The organism is Amycolatopsis sp. SB7-3, from assembly GCF_041021335.1.
In the GTDB taxonomy this organism is placed as follows: domain Bacteria; phylum Actinomycetota; class Actinomycetes; order Mycobacteriales; family Pseudonocardiaceae; genus Amycolatopsis; species Amycolatopsis japonica.
The window spans coordinates 2,813,743-2,827,673 of the sequence record NZ_JBFPJQ010000001.1 but is presented as its reverse complement, the minus strand read 5'-3'; the positions used below and the strand labels follow the sequence as shown (position 1 = coordinate 2,827,673).

Sequence of the window (13,931 nt, the reverse complement as noted above, 5' to 3'; positions counted from 1 at the left end):
TCCTCGCGACGTCATCAACGCTACGCCCGAGTGCTAGCAATTGCAAGCACTCTGCTTGCAACCATCGGGTGTGTTGGTGCTCACCCGGCTACCGTGGAGGGATGTCGAACGCCACGCGGCTGCGGCGGCGCCTCGTCGAGCATCTGCTCGCCGAGGGCGTGCTGCACGACGCGCGCTGGATGACCGCGTTCCGCGCCGTGCCGAGACACGTCTTCCTGCCGCGGTTCTTCGTCCCGGCGGCGAACGGCTGGGCCGCGGTCGAACACGGCGACGACGAGTGGCTCAACCGCGTCTACTCCCCCGACGTGCTGGTCGTGCAGCTGGACGACGATTCGGGGCTTTGGGAACGGGCGCGGTATCTCGGCGCGCAGCCGGGAACGCCGACGAGTTCGTCCAGCCAGCCGTCGATCATGGCGATCATGCTCGAAGAGCTCCGGGTCGCCGACGGGAATCGCGTACTGGAGATCGGCACGGGCACCGGGTACAACACCGCGTTGCTGTGCCATCGGCTCGGCGCCGGGCTCGTGTACACAGTGGACATCGATCCGGAACTCGTCGACGCCGCGCGCAAACGGCTCGCGGAAATCGGCTACGTGCCTTCGTGCGCGGCGGCCGACGGCGCCGAGGGCTTCCCGGCGGGGGTGCTCTACGACCGGGTGATCTGCACCTGTTCGGTGTCGTCGATCCCGCCCGCGTGGCTGGCGCAGACGATGCCCGGCGGGCTGATCGTCACCACGCTGAACCGGCCGATCGGCGGCGGGCTCGTCCGGATCGTCGCGGGCGAAGGCGCGACGGGACACGGGCGGGTGCTCGCGCGCGACGGGCGCTTCATGCCGCTTCGCGCGCATCGGTTCAAGCAGTCGAGGATGCCGGACGGCGACGTCACCTGGCGGCCGACCCGGCTGCCGATGAGGGTGCTCACCGAGGTTCGCAGCCGTTTCGAGTTCTTCGCCGGGCTCTGTCTTCCGGGCGTGACGGCCTCGCGGGACGGCCAGAGCACCGCCTTGGTTCATCCGGACGGCTCATGGATGCGCCATCGGCAGGCGGGCGACGGGTTCGAGGTGGCCGAAGGCGGCCCGCGAAGGCTCTGGGAGGTCGTCGAAGCCGCGTACGAGGAATGGCTCGACCTCGGCGAGCCCGGGCGGGACCGGTTCGGGCTCAGCCTCGACGGGGAGGAACAGGTGATCTGGCTGGATTCACCCGAGGGCCGCACTTGGCCGTTGAGCCCCTGAAAGCAGGCCGCGCACCCACTTCTCGACGTGGTCGACGGCGTCTTCGACCGGGACGTGGGTGGTGTCGAACAGCTCGACCGGCGGCTCCATCGCGGATGCTTCCGCTTGCAGCCACGCGTTGAACTCCAGCATCTCCTCGACGCGCTCCTCGTCCCACTCGCGCCAGGCAGGCCGCGCGAGCAAACGCTTGCGCAGCGCGTCGGGCTCGCTGACGAGCGCCAGGTAGTGGATGTCGGAGAAGAAGGCGCGCTCGGGCAACCGCTCGAACTCGGGCGGCGCGACCGTGCCGCACAGGACGACCGGCCGTCCGTTCTGGTGCAGCATCGCCGCCATCCGCAGCCAGGTCGAGCGGAACGCGGGATGGCCGGGGACGTCGTCCCGCAACGCCCCGGTCCACAGCACGTCCTGTTCGACCACGAGCGCGAGATCGCCGAGCCGTCGCGCCAGGAGCGGACCGACCGTCGACTTGCCCGCGCCGCTCGGCCCGGTCAGCGCGAAGAGCGGGAGCCGCCGGAACGGCCACCGGTGCGCGCACACCGCGCACACCAGCAGCCCGCTCTCGACTCGTGGCCGTTCGGCGCGATCACCGCAGGCCGGGCAGATCTTGAGATCGAGGACCACGGTCAGTCGAAGAGGCCCTCGAGGAAGCCGCCCTTACGACGCTTGTGGCCGTAGCCGTGCGGAGAGTCCGCGTATCCGCCGCGGTACCCCTTGGGCGAGTCCGAGTACCCACCCCGGTAGCCCTTCGGCGAATCGGCGTAACCCCCACGGTGCGGGCGCGGCGAGTCCGGACGGCCGTAATGCGGCGCCGGCGCGTGCCCGCCTCCCTGATACGGCGGGGGCTGGTGCCCGCCGTAGTACGAGGTCTCGGCGTTGGTGATGGCTTCCAGCTCACCCCGGTCCAGGAAGATGCCGCGGCATCCCTGGCACTGGTCGATGTGGATGCCGTTCTTGTCGACGGTCTTCATGGCGTTCTGGCACTTCGGACAAATCACGTATCAGAGATTACGCATTTTTCGCCCGCGAGGTCAGCAGGCGCACAGACAAAACGGGTGCCCGACCGGATCCGCGTAGACCCGGAAGGTCTCCGGCGAGTCGTCGAGCAGCTTCGCGCCGATGGCCAGCGCGCGCTCGTGGGCGGCCTCCATGTCGGTGACGTCGAGGTCGATATGGGCCTGCTGCGGGTTCTCGGCGGACGGCCACGCGGGCGGCCGGTAGTCCGGCACGCGCTGGAACGAGAACCGCGCGCCGCCCTCCGGGTTCCACAGGGTCACCCAATGGCCGTCTTCGGCGACTTCGGCCGCCTTCCAGTCGAGCAGCTCGCGGTAGAACTCCGCCAGCGCGACCGGATCCGGGCAGTCGAGCGCCACCGCGCCGAAGGTCGGTACCGCACCCATGGTTCAGCCTCCAGAAAGATCGAGTAACCAGTGAACCGAGTATGAGGGTTATCAAAGCCGATGACAACCGGTCTCGCCCGTACACTGGGCGGGGTGAACACCGACGCGTCCCTGGTGGTCGAGTTTCTGAACACGGTGAACGTCGAACGCGGCACCGACCTCCTGGACGAGCTGGAGTCCTGGCAACGTTGGGCCCGCGATCACCGGCTGCGGGCGGATACCCCCGCGGCCGCGCGCGAAACGCGGGACGCACTGCGGGCCGCGATCGGCGATCCGCGACTCCCCCGGCTCGGCCTGCGCGCCCCGGCGGAGATCGTCCTCGGCACCGAAGGCCCGCTCCTGGTCTCGGAAACGGTCTGCGAGGCGGTGCTGGCGGCGTCGACCCGGCTGACCGTGCTGGGCGAATGGATCCGGCTCAAGATCTGCCCGGCGGACGACTGCCTGTGGGCGTTCTACGACGAATCACGGAACCGGTCAAGGACGTGGTGCTCGATGCGGGCCTGCGGGAACCGGGAGAAGGCGCGGGCCTGGCGGGCCCGGACGGCGGACGTCTCGACCTGAGCGTCACGACCCGAACGACCACAACTTCTGGTGTCACCCACCCCCGAGTTACCCCCAGGGGTTGTGCACACCGTTAGGCCAAAAACGTGAAAAGCTGTGGATAACCCTGGGGATGACTCCACTTCCTGTGGACAACTCCCGATGCGGCCTCCGGAGTGTGGTATACGCGCGGCGCTCAGAAGAGCAGCTGCGCGACCGTGTAGATGACCAGGCCGGCGAGCGCGCCGACCACCGTGCCGTTGATCCGGATGAACTGCAGATCCCGGCCCACCTGGAGCTCGATCTTGCGCGAGGTCTCCTCGGCGTCCCAGCGCTCCACCGTGTCCGTGATGATCGTGGTGATCTCCTTGGAGTAGTGGGTGACGACGTAGGCCGCCGCGCCCTCCACCCAGGTATCCACTTTGGACCGGATGTGGTCGTCGGAGACCAGCCGCTCCCCGAGCGTCTCGAGGCCCGTGCGCACGCGGCGCCGCAGCTCGCTCGACGGGTCTTCGGCGGCGTTGAGCAGCATCTCCTTCGCCGTCGCCCACGCCGAACCGATCAGCTTCTGCACCTCGTCGTGCCCCAGCATCTGGGATTTGACCTGCTCGGCGCGCGCCATCACCTCGGGGTCGGTCTGCAGATCCTGGGCGAACTCGCCGAGGAACTTGTCCAGCGCGAGCCGCATGGGGTGGTTGACGTCGGTCTTCACCGCCCAGACGAACGACAGCACCTCGCCGTAGACCTTGTCCGCGAGCATCTCGTCGACGAATTTCGGCGACCAGCTCGGCGCCCGGTCCGAGACCACGCGCAGCATCGTCGAGTGGTTGTCCCGCACCCACTCGTAGCCGCGGTCGCACATCAGATCCACCAGCTTGTGGTGTGCCCCGTCGGCGAACACGCCTTCCAGGATCTTGCCGAGCGGCGGACCCCACGGCTTGTCCACGATCCGCTTGACCACGGCCTGTTCCATGATCGCCTGGACGTCCTCGTCGCGGAGCACCTTGACCGCCGCCCGTACGACGGTGGCCAGCTCGGACGTGACGCGTTCGGCGTTGACGGGCTGCGAGAGCCAGCCGCCGAGCCGCTTCGAGACCTCGACCCGGCTCAGTTTCTCGCGGACCACGGACTCGGACAGGAAGTTCGAGCCGACGAAGTCACCGAGGCTGCTGCCCAGCGCGTCCTTCTTGTTCGGGATGATCGCGGTGTGCGGGATCTTGATCCCCAGCGGATGCCGGAACAGCGCCGTCACCGCGAACCAGTCGGCGAGCGCGCCGACCATCCCGGCCTCGGCGGCCGCGCGGACGTAGCCGACCCACGCGGGCCAGCCTGCGGCCTCGGCCCAGCTGGTCAGCAGGAAGATCACCGTCGCGCCGAGCAGGAACGACAGCGCGACCGTCTTCATCTTGCGCAGGCCGCGGCGCTTCTCCTCCTCGGCGGCGGTTCCACCGGGCGGATCGGCTGGGGTCACCTTGGCGGGCGTCAGTTGCTCCACACCGCCATTGTCCGTGAGGATGGCTGATCGTGCGCGAACCTGTCCTCGTACCCCGCCTCCAGCCCTTCACGTCGACCATCTTCGCGGAGATGACGGCACTCGCCGTCCGCCACGAAGCCGTCAACCTCGGCCAGGGTTTCCCCGACACCGACGGTCCCGCCGGAATGCTCGACGCCGCCAAGAACGCGCTGTTCGGGGGTGCGAACCAGTATCCGCCGGGTCCCGGCCGGCCCGAACTGCGCGCGGCGATCGCGCGGCACCGGCTCCGCTACGGCGTCGAGTACGACCGCGACACCGAGATCCTGGTCACCGCCGGTGCCACCGAGGCCATCGCGGCGTCGCTGATCGCGCTCACGCAGGCGGGTGACGAGGTGATCGTCATCGAGCCGTACTACGACTCGTACGCGGCCGCGGTCGCCATGGCGGGCGCCGAGCGGCGGGTCGTCGGGCTGGTGGAACGCGACGGCCGGTTCGCGCTGGACGTCGAGGGCCTGCGCGCCGCGGTGACCGGCCGGACCAGGGCGATCCTGATCAACTCCCCGCACAACCCGACCGGCACGGTGTTCACGCGCGCCGAGTTGGAAGCCGTCGCCGCGCTCTGCGTGGAACACGACCTGATCGCGATCACCGACGAGGTGTACGAGCATCTGGTGTTCGACGACGCCGAGCATCTCCCGCTGGCGACCTTCCCCGGCATGCGCGATCGCACCGTGTCGATCTCCAGCGCGGGCAAGACGTTCAACTGCACGGGCTGGAAGATCGGCTGGGTCTGCGCGAGCCCCGAACTGGTCGCGGCGGTGAAAGCGGCGAAGCAGTTCATCACCTTCGTCTCGGGCGGCCCGTTCCAGCCCGCCGTCGCCCACGCGCTGGACCACGAACTGCCGTGGGCCGAGGAGTTGCGCACGAGCCTCCAGGACAAACGGGACCGGCTCGCGGCCGGGCTCGCGGAGGCGGGGTTCGCGGTCCGGCCGACCGCCGGGACGTACTTCGTCTGCGTCGACGTCCGCCCCCTCGGCTTCGAAGACGCGGCGGAGCTGGCCTGGGAGCTCCCCGAACGGGTGGGCGTGGCGGCCGTGCCCGTAAAGGTGTTCACCGATCACCCGGAAGAGTGGAAACACCTTCTGCGCTTCGCGTTCTGCAAACGCAACGAGGTCATCGACGAAGCCGTCACCCGGTTGCGCAAACTGCGGTGACCCGTCCGATGTTCACGCCCAGCCGCCTTTTTCGAGTGCCCGTCTGAGCCGGTCCAAACACCGTCTTCGAAGCCTGCCGACACTGGCCGGACTGATGCCCAGCTCCCCCGCGATCTGGGCGTAGGACAGCTCCGGCCGGTGCGCGAGGAGCCGCACGAGCCGTCGATGCGAATCCGGCAGGCGATCGACCGCCGCCCAGAGCGCGCGGTCCCGTTCGGCGCGGACGACCTCGGCCTCCGGGGTCGTCTCCGCGCCGGGCAGCGGACGCGGCGTTTCGCGTCTGTTCCTGGTGATCATCCGGAGCGCGCGACGCCGCGCCGTGGTCGTCAGCCAAGCCCCGAGTTTCGCTTCGTCGCGTAGCGCGCCGGGCACGCGAAGCAGTTCCAGCCAAGCCTCCTGACAGATGTCCTTGGCGTCGGCTTCGCTCAGCCGGTAGGCCTTCAGCGCCTTGAGCACCGCCGCCGACACGGCGTTCACGTCCCACATCCCGGACCCTCCCCTCCCGGCGGCTTGCGTCCGCCGCACCGATCACCGAACGCGACTTCGACGGCACACACCGCATCCGGGATCCGGAAAAGGTCAGGTCACCGAGGATTTGAGTAGTTCCACCCGTCCCCGGATGGCCGCCGGGCACATACCGAGAGTGATCAACTTCGGTACTCCAGGCACCGGAGCCGGTTGCGTCGTTCCGCCTAACGGGCTGGATCGACGGCGGCTGAGGTGAAACACTCCCCTCCGGTGCTAAAACTGGTGCAGCCCCGGGGGAACTGCGACCTGACCGGAAGAGACCCCAAGAAAGATCGAACTCACGCGGAAAACGTGGGTTTCAGGCGCGGACGGTGGTGATTGCTGTGAATGGTGCGGCAGTCGTGCGCCGTCACGACCTCACCTCCCGCAAGACCGGCATGCGAATTCTTTTCGCGGGCGGGCTCGCGCTCACCGGCTGGCTCCTCGGCGCCGTTTTGAGCACCCCGGCTTCGGCCGACGAACAGCTTCCCGTGTCGCCGGAGACCTCCGTGGTCCAGCCCGCGGACGAAGCGGGATCCGGGAAATCGACTACTCCGAACGAGTCCACTTCGGACTCCACCGCGACCGAAACCACGAAACCCGCTGAGCCCACCGAAACCTCGAAGGAGCCCGCTCCCGTTGTGAGCGAGGAGCCCGAGGCCTCTGTGGAGGAAGAGACCGTTTCGAGTACGAGTTCCGTCGAGAAGACCACTTCTCCGGAGCCGGAAACGAAGACCGCGAAGCCCCAGGCGTCGAACGGTTTGCTGGGCGGCCTCATCGGCGGCGTGCTGAACGTCGTCACGACCACGGTCGGCGGCGTCGTCGAAACCGTCGGCGGGGTCGTCGGTGTCGTCGACGGAATCGGCGACCAGGTCGTCGCGCCGATCGTCACGCCGAATCCGTGCTGCACCGGGGGCGCCCCGTCGATCCTGCCGGGCACCGGCGACATGCTCGACCCCGTCTTCGGCGGCGGCTCGGGTGAATCGGCGAGCGGCTCGGTCACCATCGCCGTCCCGGCGAAGGCCGTCACGCCGGAAGCGCCCGCCACGCCGGAGCCGCGTCCGCTCGTCCCCGCCGAGACCCCCGTTCCGGTCGCGGCGAGCCAGAACCACCGCGTCACGCTGCCCGTCCGGATCCAGTACGACGCCAAGCCCGCTCCGGCCGCGACCACCGTCGAGTCCGACACGCACGCGTCTCGGGACGGCGGCGGCTCGGGCGGCGGCGGTGGCCTGCCGAGCGCCCCGGTGGCGCCGGTCGCGCCCACGACGACCGCCCAGCCCGGACACGACAACACCGGCGGCGGCCGCGGGCCGCTCGCCGTGCTCGACTCCGGAATCCCCGCCACGCAGCTGAAACTCCTCGGAACCGGCTGCGATCACGAAGGCGAGCGCACCGGCCGGGAAGCCGCGCTTCCCGCCACCTCCCCCGACTGACCTGACCGGGTCGCCGGGGAGAACCACGTCCAAACCAAGATCAACTTCTGGTTTCGACGGCTGCTGAATCCTCTGGCATAAGCCATTTCGCCTGCCCCTTTTTTCAGGCAACCCCAAAGTCTTTCCGAACGGCCGACCGCGCCCGGCCGGTTCGGATCCCGGCCCCGGCGCCGCGCTGCCCCTGCGGCGCCGGGACCAGCACCGGGTGGACTCCGGGGGCTTCTGCTCACCGCGCCGAGCAGGAGCCGGCCAAGCTCGAAGTCCGCCTGAACCGCGGGCGGTTCCCGGCACGTCGAGGGGCTGTGCCGGGTAACCGCCGCGGTGCCCGTCCCGAAGTTTCGGCTTCGGGGCGGGCCGGATAGCCGGTGCGCTGGTCGTGCGGCGCCGATGCCCTCCCTGGAGCATCGGCCGCCCCGCCGGCGCACCGGCTATTTCCGTTTTCCGGCCCCGCGTTTCGTCCTCTGAATGCGGTAGTTGCACGCGCAAGGATCGCATCCAGAGGACGAAATGCCGGGAATCAGGTGACCTGGACGGCGACCGGGGCGACGACGGCGGGGGTCGCGGCGACCGAAGCGGCCGCCGCGCCGAGACGGCGTACGGCCTCGAAGAGCGTCTCGGCCGGAAGCGCGTACGGCAGCCGCAGCCAGCGCTCCAGTCCACCGTGGACGCCGAACCGCGAGCCCGGCGCCACCTGCACCCCGTGTCCCGCCGCCGCGACGGCCAGCCGCGTGCTCATCGGCTCCGGCAGACGGCACCACAGCGAGAGCCCGCCGGGCGGGACGGTGAACGTCCACTCCGGGCAGTACCAGTTGAGCGCGCCCGTCAGCGCGTCGCGCAGGGCCAGCGTCTCCTGACGACGATGCGCCAGCGCGGCCCCGCCGTCGTCGAGCAGTTCCGCGAGGACGAGCTGCTCGAACACCGGAGACCCCAGGTCGACGGCGAACCGGGCGGCGACCAGCCGCCCGATGATGTCCTCGGAGGCGCGGATCCAGCCGAGCCGCAGGCCCGCCCAGTGCGATTTGGCCGCCGAGCCGATCGTGATGCCGAGATCGCCCATGAACGCGCCCAGCGGCGGCGGCCCGTCCACCGGATCGCCTTCGAGGTCCAGCTCGACCAGCGTCTCGTCGATGATCGCCGGGGTCCGAGCGCGGTTCAGCGCGGCCGCGAGGCGTTCCCGGCCGGCGGCGTCCATGCGCAGGCCGGTCGGGTTCTGGAAGTCCGCGACGAAGTACGCGAGCCTCGGCGCGGACTGCCGCAGCGCGGCTTCGATCCCGACGACGTCCCATCCGGTGACCGGATCCAACGGCACCGGTACCCCGATCGCGTGGGCCGCGCCGATGGCTTCCAGCGAGTTCGGATACGTCGGCTGCTCGACGAGCACCCGGTCGCCGGGACCCGCCAGCATGCGCAGGACCTGCACGAACGCGTGATGCGCGCCGTTGGTGACCATCACCTGGCCGGCGTTGGTCGGCAGGCCGCGTTCGGTGTAGCGGCGGGCGATCCGCTCGCGCAGGACCCGCAGGCCGCGCACCTCATAGCCGTTCTCGCCGAGGTGGTCCACCAGCGCCTTCCTCGCGGCATCGACGGCCGGGACCAGGCCGGCGACGGCGGGCGGGCAGGCCTGGGCGAGGTCGATGAGGTCCTCGCCGGTCGGCAGGATCGCGCTCCGGCCGCGACCGCCGGGCGCCGCGATCCACGAGCCCGCCCCGCGACGGCTCGCGACCAGGCCGTCGGCGCGCAGTTTGTCCAGCGCGGCTCCGATCAGGGTGCGGCTGACGTCCAGCGCTTCGGCGAGCTCCCGTTCGGCGGGCAGTTTCGTGCCGAGCGGCAGCCTGCCGTCGAGGACCAGCAGCTCGACGGCGGCCGCCAGATCCGCGGCACCGTGTCGAGAACCACTCTGCCGCCAACTCCCCAGCAAGATGGCCAATTTCGAGCCCGAAACGCGTCCAGTCAGCGGGATCAGCGGTTCCATAAGGCCAATTGTTCCAGATTGGCCATGGTCAAGGTAGCCACTTACCCCTGATGGTGCACTCGTGGCACTCAAACTCGACCTCAAACCTGTCGGCATCTCCCAGGACACCACCCGCCGTTCGCTCCAGCTCGTCGGCGGGCTCGCCCTCTACGGCGGCAGCATGGCCATGCTGACCAGGTCGGGACTCGGCCTCGACCCGTGGGACGTGCTCCACGAAGGCCTGATGAAGATCACCGGTCTCTCGTTCGGCACGGTCACCGCGATCGCGTCGGTCCTCGTTCTCCTGCTGTGGATCCCGCTGCGGCAGCGGCCCGGGATCGGGACCGCGGCCAACGTCGTGGTCATCTCGCTCACCGTCGACCTCGTGCGGGTCTTCCTGCCGGATCAGGACGTGCTCGGCTGGCAGATCTTCAACCTGGTCGCCGGAGTCGTGCTCAACGGCCTCGCCGCCGCGATCTACGTCGGCGCGCGGCTCGGCCCCGGCCCCCGCGACGGGCTGATGACCGGCCTCTCGGCCCGGACGGGCAAGTCGATCCGCCTCGTCCGGACCCTCATCGAGATCACCGTGCTGGCCGCGGGCTGGCTGCTCGGCGGCACGGTCGGCGTCGGCACGGTCCTTTACGCGCTCGCCATCGGCCCGCTGACCCAGGCTTTCCTGCCGTACGTCGTGTGGCGGGAACGCGCCCACGCGTGATCAGAGGCGTAACTCGCGTGATCAGAGACGCAACTCGTGTGATTGAAGGCGGATCTCGTGTGTGCGGCGTCCAAGCACGCGAGTTACGTCTTCAATCACGCGAGTTACGCCTGTGATCACGCGTGTGCGTGGTTGGATCAACTCGCCTCGCGCCGCTCGAGGAGGCGGCGGACGGCGAGGTAGTCGATGCCCCGCTGCGCGAGTACGTCGGCGGCCACGCCGGGAACGGCCGTCAGCGCGAGCAGCAGGTGCTCCCCCTCGATGCGCTTGCTGCCGACATCGACGGCTTCGCGAAGGCTCTTCTCCAGCACCTTCTTCGCCTCCGGCGTGAACGGCCGGTGACCGCGTCCCGAGCGCTGTCCACCGGTCAGCGCTCCCGGGCCGTGGGTCCGCTCGACCCGCTCGACGATGTGCTCGACGTCGATGCCGAACCCGCTCAGCGCTTCGACATCGGCGTCGCTGATCCCGCCCCGGCGGCGCACGCGCCGGAGGTCGTCGGCCAGTTCGTCCGCCGGGCAGCCCAGCGCGGTCAGCACGCCGGTACCCCTGGCCAGCGACGTCAGCAGGTGCAGCGCGTCGACGTTCGCGGACGTCTCGTCCGACGCCACCCGCTGGGCGCCGACGACGACCTCGCGCAGTTCGGGCGTGAAACGTTCGAACATCAGTGCCTCCCGTACTTCTTGTGCACCGCTTGCCTGCTGACCCCCAGCTCGGCCGCGATCTCCTGCCAGGACCAGCCGTGCACCCGCGCGCTGCGGACCTGCACGGCCTCGAGTTGTTCCAACAGCCGGCGCAAGGCGGCGACGGCGCGCAATCCCACCCGGGGATCGCGGTCGCCGGCTCGCGCGGCCAGATCTGTCGCTTCGGTCATGACGTCAACCTACGTTGACATCTCGCAGGTGTCAACCTCAGTTGACAGTTAGGGTCGGGGACATGGCCGAAATCTCAGTGGCGGAAAGGGACGGAGTAGGCGCGGACGGATCGACGCGCCCGACCGAAGACCACGTCGCCGTCCTCGGCAACGCCGTGGTGGTGTTGGACGGAGCGACGGCGCCGAGGCCGGATCTGCCGTCCGGCGGCTGGTACGCGAGCCTGCTCGTGCACAGCCTGTCGCGGGCGCTGACCGCCGAACCCCAGGCCGATCTCGCGGTCCTGCTGGCCGAGTCGATCGCCGACGTCGCCCGCCGCGAGGGCCTCGAACCGGGACGCTCGCCGTCGAGCACGGTCGCGATCGCGCGCTGGACGGACGACACCGTCGACGGGCTGGTGCTCGCCGACAGCCCCATCGTCGCCTTCGGTCCTTCCGGCGCCGACCCGCTCACCGACGACAGGCTCGTCTCGCTGCGGGAAAGCGGCCAGCTCCGCACCGGCGCCGACGTCCGCGCGAAACGCAACGCGCCGGACGGCTTCTGGGTCGCCGAAGCGGAACCCAAGGCCGCCGCCGAGGCCGTCCGCCGCAGTTGGCCGCGTTCGGAGGTCGACGCCCTGCTGCTGGCGACCGACGGCGTCGCGATCGGCGTCGACGAGTACGGCCTGTTCGACTGGCCGGAAGTGCTCACCATCAGCCGGGAGCGTGGCCCCGACGCCGTCCTCGACGCGGTGCGCACGGCGGAGAAACAGGACCCCGACGGCGAGCGCTGGCCCCGCGCGAAAAGGCACGATGACCAGCTACTGGTACTGGTCGACTTCGGGGTAGCCCCAGGGTAAAACCGGGGGCTTCCCGGATCGGAAAGCCGCGTCCGCGCGAGCAGGCTGGACGCATGACGTTCCCTGGGGAGAGATCGCGGACGAGGCCCTGGCTGATCGCGTCGGGCGCGGCCATCGGCTGGGCACTGTTCACCATGGTCGTGCTCCACCTGATCAGTTCACGCGATCCGGTGTTCGACACGCTGTCCAGCTACGCCTACGTCGACCGCGGCACCGGCATGCTCGGCGCCAGCGTGCTCTCCCTGTCGATCGGCTCGCTCACCGCGCTCGGCGCGCTGGCCGCGGCCGGGATCCCGCTCAGCCGCACCACGAAACTGCTGTTCGTACTGTGGTCGCTCGGGCTGGCGGCGGCCGCGATCTTCCCGGCGAGCTACCCCGAATTCCCGGATCCGGTCAGTGGCGAGATCCACCTGTACGCGTGCCTCATCGCGTTCCTCAGCCTGCCCGCCGCCGGCTTCACCTTGCGCGACAACCTGCGCGGCACCCCGGCGGCCAGGCTCATCGGGCGCCTGGCCTGGGGCAGCGCGGCCGGTCTCGTCGTCTTCGGGCTCAGCTTCATCTTCGTGCGCCTGGCCGACATCCCGTTCTTCAAGACGTTGACCGATATCGCGCCGGTCGGGGTCATGCAGCGGGTTTCCTTGGTGGCACACGTGATCCTGATCGCCGGGATGCTGAAGGTCGCGTCAGCGGCGCACCGCGTCGGCGAATTCCGGGGCGTACCCGTAGAGGCCGGGCAGCCCGCCCGTGTGCAGGAAGACAACGTGCTCGTCGGGCGCGAAATGGCCTTCGGCGGCCCAGCGGATCAGCGCGGCGCCCACTTTGCCGGTGTACACGGGATCGAGCGCGATTCCTTCCGTGCGGCCGAAAAGCCGCACCGCGTCCCACGTCTCGCCGGTCGGGATCCCGTAGCCGGGGCCGATCGTGCGGTCGTCGACGCGCAGACCGTCGAGTGACGGCGGCTCGGTGCCGAGCAGCGCAGCGGCGGCGATGGTGAGATCGGCCAGGTTGTCGAGGGCTTCGTCGACCGGATGGCTGACGCAGGCGATGTCCAGCGTCAGCCAGTCGAGGTCCGCGGTCCCGACGACGAGCCCCGCGGAGGTCCCGCCGCTGGCGTGCGGCGCGACCAGCCTCGCCTTGGTGATCCCCAGCTCGGCGAGCTGCCCGGCGATCTCCCGCGCGGCCGCGACGTAACCGAGCGCGCCGACCCCGTCGGAGCCGCCGACCGGGAACGTCGCCACCTGGCGCCCCTCGGCCGCGGCCTCGGTGATCAGCCGGTCGTAGGTCTTTCCGGTCTCCTCGCCGTCGCGGCAGATGTGCACGTTCGCGCCGAAGAGATGGTCGAGGGAGACGTTGCCGGACTTCTCGTACGCGTCACCGTCGCGAGGCACCTTCGCCGTCAGCACGAGCTCGCACCGCAACCCGAGCTTCGCGCAGGCAGCGGCCGTCTGGCGGCCGTGGTTGGTCTGCAGCGCGCCGAAGGTGATCACCGTGTCGGCGCTGTTCTCGATCGCCGCGCCGAGCAGGAACTCGAGTTTGCGCAGCTTGTTGCCGCCGACGCCGAGCGGATGCACGTCATCCCGTTTGAGCAGCAGATTCGGCAGGCCCAGGGCCTCGCCCAGCCGGGGTGCGGGATGCAGCGGCGTCGGATAGCCGCCGAGGTCGACGCGGGGGAAGCGATCGAGGTTCATGAACTTCACGTAACCACACCGAGACTACCCGGTGGTATCGTTCGTTTGAACGAACGAGAACCTGCAGGGGGAA

At 69.8% G+C, this 13,931-nt stretch carries 15 protein-coding genes and 1 pseudogene; 7 read left to right on the top strand and 9 right to left on the bottom strand.

Annotation, left to right across the window (positions count from 1 at the left end; genetic code table 11):
- Window positions 1-101 precede the first annotated feature (101 nt).
- Complete coding sequence (locus AB8M46_RS13935) at window positions 102-1,232, top strand: methyltransferase domain-containing protein (protein ID WP_394360444.1); 1,131 nt, start codon at window positions 102-104, stop codon at window positions 1,230-1,232.
- Here AB8M46_RS13935 and AB8M46_RS13930 read toward each other — a convergent pair.
- Genes AB8M46_RS13930 through AB8M46_RS13920 form a run of 3 tightly spaced genes read right to left on the bottom strand, consistent with a single transcriptional unit; the run spans window position 1,197 to window position 2,629 of the window.
- Complete coding sequence (locus AB8M46_RS13930) at window positions 1,197-1,853, bottom strand: AAA family ATPase (RefSeq protein WP_394360443.1); 657 nt, start codon at window positions 1,851-1,853, stop codon at window positions 1,197-1,199. The two genes, AB8M46_RS13935 and AB8M46_RS13930, sit on opposite strands and share 36 nt — an antisense overlap.
- Window positions 1,854-1,855: 2 nt before the next feature.
- Complete coding sequence (locus AB8M46_RS13925; protein ID WP_081975690.1) at window positions 1,856-2,227, bottom strand: zf-TFIIB domain-containing protein; 372 nt, start codon at window positions 2,225-2,227, stop codon at window positions 1,856-1,858.
- A gap of 33 nt (window positions 2,228-2,260) precedes the next feature.
- Window positions 2,261-2,629, bottom strand: coding sequence for a VOC family protein (locus tag AB8M46_RS13920; protein ID WP_394360442.1), 369 nt, complete (start codon window positions 2,627-2,629; stop codon window positions 2,261-2,263).
- 93 nt (window positions 2,630-2,722) lie between these two features.
- Between AB8M46_RS13920 and AB8M46_RS13915 the strand changes: the two genes are divergently transcribed.
- Window positions 2,723-3,190, top strand: a complete 468-nt coding sequence (locus AB8M46_RS13915) for a CGNR zinc finger domain-containing protein (RefSeq protein ID WP_037333063.1) — start codon at window positions 2,723-2,725, stop codon at window positions 3,188-3,190.
- 175 nt (window positions 3,191-3,365) lie between these two features.
- Here the strand turns inward: AB8M46_RS13915 and AB8M46_RS13910 are convergent, their stop codons facing one another.
- A complete protein-coding gene (locus AB8M46_RS13910) occupies window positions 3,366-4,664 on the bottom strand; it encodes a DUF445 domain-containing protein (RefSeq protein WP_378422189.1) in 1,299 nt (432 codons plus the stop codon).
- 29 nt (window positions 4,665-4,693) lie between these two features.
- Here AB8M46_RS13910 and AB8M46_RS13905 point away from each other — a divergent pair, with 29 nt between their 5' ends.
- A complete protein-coding gene (locus tag AB8M46_RS13905; protein WP_394360441.1) occupies window positions 4,694-5,857 on the top strand; it encodes a pyridoxal phosphate-dependent aminotransferase in 1,164 nt (387 codons plus the stop codon).
- A gap of 12 nt (window positions 5,858-5,869) precedes the next feature.
- On the opposite strand, the gene AB8M46_RS13900 is transcribed toward AB8M46_RS13905, so the two are convergent.
- On the bottom strand, window positions 5,870-6,343 hold the full coding sequence (locus tag AB8M46_RS13900) for an RNA polymerase sigma factor (protein WP_038520230.1): 474 nt from the start codon (window positions 6,341-6,343) through the stop codon (window positions 5,870-5,872).
- Window positions 6,344-6,726: 383 nt separating this feature from the next.
- Here AB8M46_RS13900 and AB8M46_RS13895 point away from each other — a divergent pair, with 383 nt between their 5' ends.
- A complete protein-coding gene (locus tag AB8M46_RS13895; protein WP_394360440.1) occupies window positions 6,727-7,797 on the top strand; it encodes a hypothetical protein in 1,071 nt (356 codons plus the stop codon).
- Between the two features lie 517 nt (window positions 7,798-8,314).
- Here the strand turns inward: AB8M46_RS13895 and AB8M46_RS13890 are convergent.
- Window positions 8,315-9,769 (bottom strand): PLP-dependent aminotransferase family protein, encoded by a 1,455-nt coding sequence (locus AB8M46_RS13890; protein WP_394360439.1) that lies wholly within the window; start codon window positions 9,767-9,769, stop codon window positions 8,315-8,317.
- A 61-nt stretch (window positions 9,770-9,830) separates the two neighbouring features.
- On the opposite strand from AB8M46_RS13890, the gene AB8M46_RS13885 reads away from it, so the two are divergent.
- Window positions 9,831-10,463 carry a YitT family protein gene (locus AB8M46_RS13885; protein WP_037333077.1) on the top strand — a complete coding sequence of 211 codons (633 nt, stop codon included), beginning with the start codon at window positions 9,831-9,833 and terminating at the stop codon, window positions 10,461-10,463.
- 137 nt (window positions 10,464-10,600) lie between these two features.
- Here the strand turns inward: AB8M46_RS13885 and AB8M46_RS13880 are convergent, their stop codons facing one another.
- Entirely contained in the window at window positions 10,601-11,125 is a 525-nt protein-coding gene (locus AB8M46_RS13880) for a Clp protease N-terminal domain-containing protein (RefSeq protein ID WP_394360438.1), read from the bottom strand.
- Window positions 11,125-11,334 carry a sigma factor-like helix-turn-helix DNA-binding protein gene (locus AB8M46_RS13875; protein WP_004559389.1) on the bottom strand — a complete coding sequence of 70 codons (210 nt, stop codon included), beginning with the start codon at window positions 11,332-11,334 and terminating at the stop codon, window positions 11,125-11,127. Before AB8M46_RS13875 ends, AB8M46_RS13880 begins: the two co-directional genes overlap by 1 nt.
- 62 nt (window positions 11,335-11,396) lie before the next feature.
- Between AB8M46_RS13875 and AB8M46_RS13870 the strand changes: the two genes are divergently transcribed.
- Window positions 11,397-12,170, top strand: coding sequence for a hypothetical protein (locus AB8M46_RS13870; RefSeq protein WP_378422181.1), 774 nt, complete (start codon window positions 11,397-11,399; stop codon window positions 12,168-12,170).
- 53 nt (window positions 12,171-12,223) lie between these two features.
- Window positions 12,224-12,775: pseudogene (locus AB8M46_RS13865) on the top strand (DUF998 domain-containing protein); the annotation flags it as partial.
- Window positions 12,776-12,853: 78 nt separating this feature from the next.
- Here the strand turns inward: AB8M46_RS13865 and AB8M46_RS13860 are convergent.
- Window positions 12,854-13,858 (bottom strand): D-cysteine desulfhydrase family protein, encoded by a 1,005-nt coding sequence (locus AB8M46_RS13860; RefSeq protein ID WP_394360437.1) that lies wholly within the window; start codon window positions 13,856-13,858, stop codon window positions 12,854-12,856.
- Window positions 13,859-13,931 lie beyond the last annotated feature (73 nt).

Bases quoted from the DNA above. Each gene is read 5' to 3' on its own strand.
- AB8M46_RS13875 (WP_004559389.1), bottom strand. From the start codon at position 11,334: ATGACCGAAGCGACAGATCTGGCCGCGCGAGCCGGCGACCGCGATCCC.
- AB8M46_RS13860 (WP_394360437.1), bottom strand. From the start codon at position 13,858: ATGAACCTCGATCGCTTCCCCCGCGTCGACCTCGGCGGCTATCCGACG.
- AB8M46_RS13900 (WP_038520230.1), bottom strand. From the start codon at position 6,343: ATGTGGGACGTGAACGCCGTGTCGGCGGCGGTGCTCAAGGCGCTGAAG.
- AB8M46_RS13920 (WP_394360442.1), bottom strand. From the start codon at position 2,629: ATGGGTGCGGTACCGACCTTCGGCGCGGTGGCGCTCGACTGCCCGGAT.
- AB8M46_RS13935 (WP_394360444.1), top strand. From the start codon at position 102: ATGTCGAACGCCACGCGGCTGCGGCGGCGCCTCGTCGAGCATCTGCTC.
- AB8M46_RS13880 (WP_394360438.1), bottom strand. From the start codon at position 11,125: ATGTTCGAACGTTTCACGCCCGAACTGCGCGAGGTCGTCGTCGGCGCC.
- AB8M46_RS13870 (WP_378422181.1), top strand. From the start codon at position 11,397: ATGGCCGAAATCTCAGTGGCGGAAAGGGACGGAGTAGGCGCGGACGGA.
- AB8M46_RS13890 (WP_394360439.1), bottom strand. From the start codon at position 9,769: ATGGAACCGCTGATCCCGCTGACTGGACGCGTTTCGGGCTCGAAATTG.